This is a genomic window from Paenibacillus humicus NBRC 102415, from assembly GCF_004000905.1.
GTDB lineage: Bacteria > Bacillota > Bacilli > Paenibacillales > Paenibacillaceae > Paenibacillus_O > Paenibacillus_O humicus.
Genome location: NZ_BIMD01000027.1, coordinates 64,902 through 72,690, shown reverse-complemented (window position 1 = coordinate 72,690; position 7,789 = coordinate 64,902). Strand labels below are relative to the sequence as shown.

At 59.3% G+C, this 7,789-nt stretch carries 10 protein-coding genes; all 10 read left to right on the top strand.

The window, feature by feature from the left end:
• Positions 1-193, top strand: a 193-nt coding sequence (locus tag PHU01S_RS26385) for a hypothetical protein (protein ID WP_218032461.1), incomplete at its 5' end; no start/stop codon positions are given.
• A 34-nt stretch (positions 194-227) separates the two neighbouring features.
• The gene (locus tag PHU01S_RS26380) at positions 228-326 is read left to right on the top strand and encodes a YjcZ family sporulation protein (protein ID WP_218032460.1); all 99 of its coding nucleotides are present in this window, start codon (positions 228-230) and stop codon (positions 324-326) included.
• Between the two features lie 72 nt (positions 327-398).
• On the top strand, positions 399-527 hold the full coding sequence (locus PHU01S_RS26915) for a hypothetical protein (RefSeq protein WP_281279808.1): 129 nt from the start codon (positions 399-401) through the stop codon (positions 525-527).
• Entirely contained in the window at positions 524-661 is a 138-nt protein-coding gene (locus tag PHU01S_RS25850; RefSeq protein ID WP_021879332.1) for a hypothetical protein, read from the top strand. Before PHU01S_RS26915 ends, PHU01S_RS25850 begins: the two co-directional genes overlap by 4 nt.
• Positions 662-889: 228 nt before the next feature.
• Positions 890-1,576, top strand: coding sequence for a G1 family glutamic endopeptidase (locus PHU01S_RS16300; protein ID WP_246029254.1), 687 nt, complete (start codon positions 890-892; stop codon positions 1,574-1,576).
• Between the two features lie 160 nt (positions 1,577-1,736).
• Entirely contained in the window at positions 1,737-3,581 is a 1,845-nt protein-coding gene (locus tag PHU01S_RS16295) for an ABC transporter substrate-binding protein (RefSeq protein WP_048746554.1), read from the top strand.
• A gap of 337 nt (positions 3,582-3,918) precedes the next feature.
• Positions 3,919-4,929, top strand: coding sequence for an ABC transporter permease (locus PHU01S_RS16290; protein WP_048746555.1), 1,011 nt, complete (start codon positions 3,919-3,921; stop codon positions 4,927-4,929).
• 1 nt (position 4,930) lies between these two features.
• Complete coding sequence (locus PHU01S_RS16285; RefSeq protein ID WP_049867597.1) at positions 4,931-5,776, top strand: ABC transporter permease; 846 nt, start codon at positions 4,931-4,933, stop codon at positions 5,774-5,776.
• The gene (locus PHU01S_RS16280) at positions 5,773-6,834 is read left to right on the top strand and encodes an ABC transporter ATP-binding protein (RefSeq protein WP_049867596.1); all 1,062 of its coding nucleotides are present in this window, start codon (positions 5,773-5,775) and stop codon (positions 6,832-6,834) included. Before PHU01S_RS16285 ends, PHU01S_RS16280 begins: the two co-directional genes overlap by 4 nt.
• The gene (locus PHU01S_RS16275) at positions 6,815-7,624 is read left to right on the top strand and encodes an ABC transporter ATP-binding protein (RefSeq protein WP_048746556.1); all 810 of its coding nucleotides are present in this window, start codon (positions 6,815-6,817) and stop codon (positions 7,622-7,624) included. The genes PHU01S_RS16280 and PHU01S_RS16275 overlap by 20 nt, the downstream gene beginning before the upstream one ends.
• The last annotated feature ends 165 nt before the right edge of the window (positions 7,625-7,789 follow it).

The window sequence follows — 7,789 nt, the reverse complement described above, 5'->3', positions numbered from 1 at the left end:
AGTTCAAGGAGCGGATGAGGGCGCATGGGGAGACGCGGAAGGCAAATTCCGCGTCTTTTTCATTTCGGTTCAGGCTTCCGCCTTGCTCCGGATCGCCGTGCAGGAGGGGACGGCTGTCTATGAATCTGCCGGCTCCCCTAGCATAAGCACAATTATACTTCCCGTCCAAACGTCGCGTCCGGGAGATACATAACGTAGAGTAGAACTTGTGAAAGGGGTTTTGAATCATGTCGGAAGCTGGCTATGGCAATACTTACTCCAGCACAGGCGCCATCCTGGTCCTGTATGTGCTTCTCGTCATCGTCGTTAGTTCTTTCATGTACTGATCCGGTTCAAAAGGGTGCTTCAAAGGAACAGGCGCGGAATGCTAGATTCCGCGTCTTTTTGATTTGGTTCCGATGCATACGGTCCATCCGGGCACCCGGCTGCCGCTGCCTCTGTTGGACGATTCAAGGGAGATGCTCAAGCATGCGGGCAGCGACCGCATCAGCTTCTCGTTGGCGCTCAAGGATGGAACCTCTTCATGATCGGCTTTTATACAGGCAACAACAGCTTTTCGGCTGGCGCCTACGGTACCGAAGAGCTGAAAAGGCTCCCTGTCGGCGAACGGCAGCGGATCAAGAAAGCAGCCGGAATGTACATTTTTTTCGTGGAGCCGTGAGGGACGGAGCTTCAGCTCCGGCGCATTGAGCGGGGGCTATTTGCCGTTTTCGGGAAGGGAGCGACTGTCCTTCATTCGGTTGGCGCAACTAAGCCTCCATAGCATTTCTTTGGCTTGATTGCGATGGCAGCCGGATGCCCATGCACGCCTTCTGCCCGATGCATAGTTGATATAGCATCTCCCTCAAAAGGCTGTGAACAGATGATGCCCGATCGGTTATCCCAACGAATGAAAGCCGCTTGCCGCGGCAAAAAAATTTCGCCTGTCCTCGCTAACGCAGGCTGGACCTCGTCGAACTGGAGCGGGTACGCGGCAACCGGCAGCAAAGGCGCGTTCCGAAGCATCTCCGCTTCCTGGACCGTGCCGCTCGTGCTGCCCTCGGCGCGATCCTCGTATTCCTCCGCCTGGATCGGCCTCGACGGCTACAACAACAGCTGCCTGATCCAGACCGGAACCGAGCATGAGTACGTGAACGGCAAAGCGAACTATTACGCCTGGTGGGAAATACTGCCTCAGGCCGAGACGAGGATCAAGCTGCCGGTATGTCCCGGAGACCTCATCGAGGCTTCCATCGTCAAGCTGAGCCTGTCCAAATGGCTCATCCGGCTGCGCAACGCCACCCGCGGCTGGCTGTTCCGGACCGTTCAGGCTTATAAGGGGCCGCAGACGTCGGCGGAGTGGATTGTAGAAGCTCCGGCCATCGGCGGAGTCATCACCCGTATGGCCCGCTTGACCCCGGCAGCTTTCCGCCGCTGCCGTCTCAACGGCCGCAATCCGAAGCTGACTGTGGCGGAGCGGGGCATCATGGTTCAGAAAGGCCTTGTCACGGCGGTTTCTTGCCGTCCGAACCGCGCCGGGGACGCATTCCTTGTCCGCAGCGTTCGCCTGCGCATCCCGGCGGCCGACGTTTCCTGAGATCCGCAGCCGCAGATCGGAGGCTCTACCCCAAAAAAATAGATATAATCCCAAAACTGCCACCATTTACGGTCCTTCGAGGCCGTTTTATACTTGTTTATGTAAACGCTTACTTAAGGGAAAGGCATCCAATTTAGTTGAGGAATGGGGAGAGGAAGCCATGAAGCGTAAAGCGCTAGCCTTAACGTTCGCCTCGGTCATGATGACGGGGTCGCTGCTGGCCGCATGCAGCAATTCCACGCCGCCGCCAACGAGCGCGGCGAACACCGGAGGAACGGAGGCGACCAAGGAGCCGGCCGCGAGCGCCGATCCTTCGGCCAGCCCGCAGCCGACCGCGAGCACGGACAGTTCCGGCGGAGCCAAGGAAACGCCGCGCAACGAGACGCTCTATATCAACGGCCTGCAATGGGGAGCGCCGACCAACTTCAACCTGCTGAGCGGCAACCCGGCTTTTCCGATCAACTACGGCAACTCCCGCGAGCTCGTGTATGAAACGCTGTTCATGATCAACATGATCGACGGAAAGCTCGAGCCTCTCCTCGGCAAGTCGTACAGCTGGACGGACGACAAGACGCTGCGCATCGAGCTGAACCCCGACGCCAAGTGGAGCGACGGCCAGCCTTTTACTTCCGATGATGTCGTGTATACCTATGGCCTCGGCAAAAAATACGAGCTCAACTGGTCCAGCTACTGGGATTACATCCAGGACGTCAAGGCGGACGGAGCGAATGCGGTCGTCATCAGCCTGAACCCCGCCAACGCCAACAAACTGACCGTAACCGAGAGCATCGAGCTGATGCCGATGCTGCCGAAGCATATATGGGAAGGCGTCGAGACAAAGTCGAACAACGACCTGGCGACGATCCGCAAGGAAATGAACGCCGACCCGGTCGGCACCGGGCCTTACAAGCTCATGTTCTACAACGACCAGAAGATCACGCTCATCCGCGACGACAACTATTGGGGCCAGAAGCTGTTCGGCAAGCTGCCCGCTCCGAAATATATCACGCATGTCATCTACAAGGACAACGCGGCCGGAGACCTGGCGTTCAAGAGCGGCCAGGTGGACGTCTCGCAGCAGTTCACGCCGCAGGTGTGGAAGATGCAGGAGAAAGCTCCGATCAAGACGTTCTTGAAGGATGCGCCTTACTATTTGCCGGGATCGATGCCATCCATCTTCTTCAATATGTCGAAAAAGGGCCTCGATTCGCCGGAAGTCCGCAAAGCGATCGCGATGTCCATCGACTACAAGAAAGTGTCGCAGCTGGCCATGAGCGGCTATTCGGGCGACATGAAGCCTTCGCTGACGCTCGATACGCCATCGGAGTCCAAGTTCGTCGACCAGGACGCCATCAAGCCGCTGCAGTGGACGACGGACACCAAAGCCGCGAACGCGCTGCTCGACAGCATCGGAGCGAAGAAGGGCAAGGACGGCATCCGTGTGCTAAACGGCCAGCGTCTCGGTCCGTACGAAGTCGAGTGCCCGTACGGCTGGTCCGACTGGAACGCCGCGCTGGAGATCGTCGCCCAGAGCGCCAAGGCGATCGGCATCGAAATTCGTACGAAGTTCCCTGAAGCTCCGGTCTGGACGAACGACCTGCAGACCGGCAAGTTCGACATCATCATGAACACGCCGGCCGGCAATGTGACGCCAAGCAACCCGTGGAGCCGCGCCCGCACGATCATGTATTCCAAAGGCGTAGCGCCGGCCGGCGAGATGGCGTTCTGGAACTGGGGCCGCTATAAAAACGACAAGGCTGATGAGCTGATCGACAAGATCCCGACCGCATCCGAAGCCGACGCCAAGAAGATGTACACGGAGCTGACGCAAATCTGGCTGAAGGACGTCCCGTCCATTCCGCTGATGTACCGTCCGTGGGTGTTCTACACCGTGAACGAGTCGGTCTGGAAGGGCTTCCCGGTCGACGGGGACGGCAGCAACATTCCGCCGCAGATCGCGATAGACGGGGCGGGCATCAAGGCTCTGTATAAAATCACGAACTGACTTCGCTGGCAAGGCGGCCGCTGCGCGTGCCGATCTCTCTTCCGATCGCGGTTGAACTCGGATGCTCTCGATCGCTTGACCCCTTGCAGGGTAAGCATCCTCGTTCAAAGGCGAACGCGCTGCTTCTCCAGAGAGATTCGGCCCGCTCCGCTCCGGGCAGTCGAACCAAACCGCCGCTGCGCGGATAGTCGAACCGAACCGCCGCGGCCATCTCCGCTTCCGGGCACGCTTGGACTCGGAAGCTTGCACGGCTATGCCTCGACCGCAATCATTGCCTCGCAACCACAGGGCCGCCGCGTATGCGGCCGGCCCTTCTCCTTAAAGGAAGGTGAAGCTCTTGAATGCCTATGCCCGCTATTTCCTGAAGAAGTCCGGCTGGTATCTCGTCACGCTGCTGATCGCGCTGATTCTTAATTTCCTGCTGCCGAGACTCATCGAGGGCAACCCGGTCAGCACGATCGCTTCCCAGGTGTCGCAGGGAATGACGGACAGCGATTCCATCAAGAAGGTGTACGACAACTTCATGAAGGAGTTCGGGGTGGACAAACCGCTCCTCGCGCAGTTCGGCATTTACCTCAAGAAGCTTGTCACCGGCGATCTCGGAACATCCTTCGGCCTGTATCCGCGCAAGGTATCCGACATCCTGATGGCCGCCGTCCCCTGGACGGTCGCGCTTCAGCTGCCCGCCATCCTCGTCGGCTGGATCATCGGCAACGTGCTCGGCGCGGTGGCCGCCTACCGCAAGGGCGTCTTCGACAAGGTGCTTTTCCCGGCGGCGCTGTTCGTAAATTCCATCCCTTTTTTCACCCTCGCCATCATCATGCTGTACCTGCTCGCGATCACGCTCAAGTGGTTTCCGATGTCCGGAGGCTACGATTATCAGATGGTGCCGCATTTCAGCCTCGACTTCATCCTCTCGGTGCTCCGCCACCACACGCTGCCGTTCCTCTCGATCGTGCTCGTCACGATCGGCGGCCAGGCGATCGGCATGAGGGAGATGAGCATCTACGAGCTGAACTCCGACTATGTGCTGTACAGCAAGCTGCTCGGCATCCGCGATTCGCGCGTGGCGCGTTATGTGTTCAAAAACGCCATGCTGCCGCAAATTACAGGCCTTGCCCTGTCCATCGGCACGATGGTCGGCGGCTCGCTCATCTGCGAGATCGTCTTCAGCTACCCCGGTATCGGCACCTGGCTGTTCACGGCCATCCGGCAGCTGGATTACCCGCTCATCTCCGGCTGCACGCTGCTGATCGCGCTGACGGTGCTGCTGGCGAACTTCACAATCGAGATCGTCTACGGCATCGTCGATCCCCGCATTAAGGCGTCCCAAATGGAGGAGAACTGAGATGAAGCATTCCGCCGGCATTCTGATCCGTTCGCCCAAGTTCATGTTCGGCGCCATCATGCTGCTGCTGATGGTCGCTCTTGTCGTCATCGTGCCGCTGATCAACCGGGCCGATCCGCTGTCGATGGAGGCGCTGGCGTTCCAGCCTCCGGGCGGGGGGCTGCTGCTCGGCTCCGACAACTTCGGCCGCGACCTGTTCCTGGAGCTCGTCTACGGCATCCGCACCTCCATCATGGTCGGCCTCGTCGCGGGCGTCTTCGCCACGATCATCGGTCTGGCGATCGGGCTGCTGTGCGGATACGCCGGGGGCTTTCTCGACAACATCCTGACCGCGGTGACGAACATGTTCATCGTCATCCCGTCGTTCATCATCCTGATCCTGATCTCCGTCAGCATCAACTCCCGCAGCTCGCTGCTCGTCGCCCTGATCATCGGCCTTACGAGCTGGCCGTGGACCGCGCGGGCGGTGCGCGCCCAGACGAGCTCGTTGAGGAACCGGGATCATGTCAATCTGGCCAAAATATCCGGACACAGCACGCCGAAGATCATCGTCTTCGAAATTCTGCCGTATATCGCTTCCTACGTCGTCATGGCCTTCATCCTCCAGGTCGCTTCCGGCATCCTGTCGGAGGCTTCCATTTCTATGCTCGGCCTGGGGCCGTACAACACGATCTCGCTCGGCATCATCATGAACTGGGCGCTCGTCTTCGAAGCTCCGGTCGCCGGGGCGTGGTGGGCGTTCATCCCGGCCGCCTTCTCGATCGCCGTCATCACCTTCTCGCTGTACATGATCAACACCGGCATGGACGAGATCTTCAATCCGAAAATCAGGAGTGAGCGCGCATGAGCCGGAAGCTGGCGGACCTGCAACCCGAACTTGCCCCCGAGCCCCTGCGGCGCGTACTGGAGGTCGAAGGGCTCAAGACGTACTATCGGACGCGTCTGAACGAAAAGGTGTTCGCCGTCGACGGCGTCGACTTCGCGCTCGAGGAGGGCAAGGCGCTCGGCATCGCCGGCGAGTCCGGCTGCGGCAAGTCGACGCTGTCGATGAGCCTGATGGGCTTTTATTTCCCGCCTCTCTATTACGGAGAAGGCTCGATCTCCATAGGCGGCATCGACATCATGAAGCTCGGCAAGGAGAGGCTGCGCAAGCAGATTCTCGGCCGGGAAATCGCCTATATTCCGCAGGCCGCGATGAACGCGCTCAATCCGACGCTGAAGATCATCCGCTTCATCGAGGATCTCATGAAGGAGCATCAGCCGAAGCTGACGAAGCCGCAGGTGAGGGCGATGGCGGAGGAGAGATTCCGCACGCTGCATCTCGCTCCGGAGGTGCTGGACGCCTATCCGAGCGAGCTGTCTGGCGGCATGAAGCAGCGGACCGTCATCGCCATCTCGACGATCCTCAATCCAAAGGTGCTCGTGGCCGACGAGCCGACCTCAGCGCTCGACGTCACCTCGCAGAAGGCGGTCATCCGCCTGCTCAAGGAGCTGCTGGACAAGAAGTTCATCCGTTCCCTCATCTTCATCACGCATGAGCTGCCGCTGCTCTACCATGTGACGGACGACATCATGGTCATGTACGCGGGCGAGATCGTCGAGCGGGGCACGGCGCAGCAGATGGTGTTCGACCCTGTCCATCCTTATACCAAGCGGCTGATGGGCTCCATCATCGTCCCCGAGGAAGGCATGAAGGACCACAAGCTGTCGGCCATTCCCGGGGCTCCGCCCAACCTCAAGAACGTGCCGGAAGGCTGCCGCTTCGCGGAGCGCTGCGACTTCGCGCGGGAGGAATGCCGCAGCGGCAAGATTCCGATGCGCGTGGAGGCCGGCAGGACATACCGCTGCATATTCGGCGTGGATACCTTGAAGGAGTGGTATGCGGATGAAGAAGTTCAGCGATAAGGACATTCTGCTCGCCGGAGTCGGCGTCACCAAGGTGTTCGGCTACGGCAAGAAGAAAAAGACGGCCGTGCGTGAGGTGGACTTCGCCTTCCACAAGGGCGAGATCATCTCCATCGTCGGGGAGAGCGGCAGCGGCAAGACGACGCTCGCCAAGATGCTGCTCGGCCTGCTCAAGGAAACGAACGGCAGGATCGAATACGAGGGGGCTCCGAGACGGCTCAAGGGGCATAAGGAGCGCCGGAACTACTGGAAGGACATCCAGGCGATTTTCCAGGATCCGTTTTCCTCGTTCAATATGTTCCACCGGGTGGAGAAGCTGCTGCGCGACTGCATCGCCCTGCAAAGCCTGGAGCTGAGCAAGGAGGAGGAGCGCCGGAGAATGATCGATGCCTGCTCGTTCGTCAACCTGAAGTTCGACGAGCTGTACAACAAGTACCCGTTCGAGCTGTCCGGAGGCCAGATGCAGAGGCTCATGATTGCCCGCATCTTCATGATGCGGCCGCGCATCCTGATCGCCGACGAGCCGACATCGATGATCGACGCGTGCTCCCGCTCCACCATTCTCGACATGCTCATGAAGCTGCGGGAGGAGAACGGGATGACGATCATTTTCATCACGCATGACGTCGGGCTGGCCTACTATGTCAGCGATACGCTTTATATTATGGAAAAGGGGCGCATCGTGGAAAAGGGGCCGGCGGAGAGGGTCATCCTGCAGCCGCAGCATGTCTACACGCAGCAGCTCATCGCCGATGTGCCGAAAATCCATGAGGAATGGAACCTGGCATAGAAAGCGGCAGAAAAAAAGCCATTTCGACCTGAAAAGGTCCGAATTGGCTTTTTTTGCTGAAAAAGCAAAGCAAAAGCAAGAGCAGAGAGAAGCTTCCGAATCCATTCCATCGGTATCTTTCTCACTGCATAGACACAAAGGCGGACGCGGCTGCAGGGAGCAGGG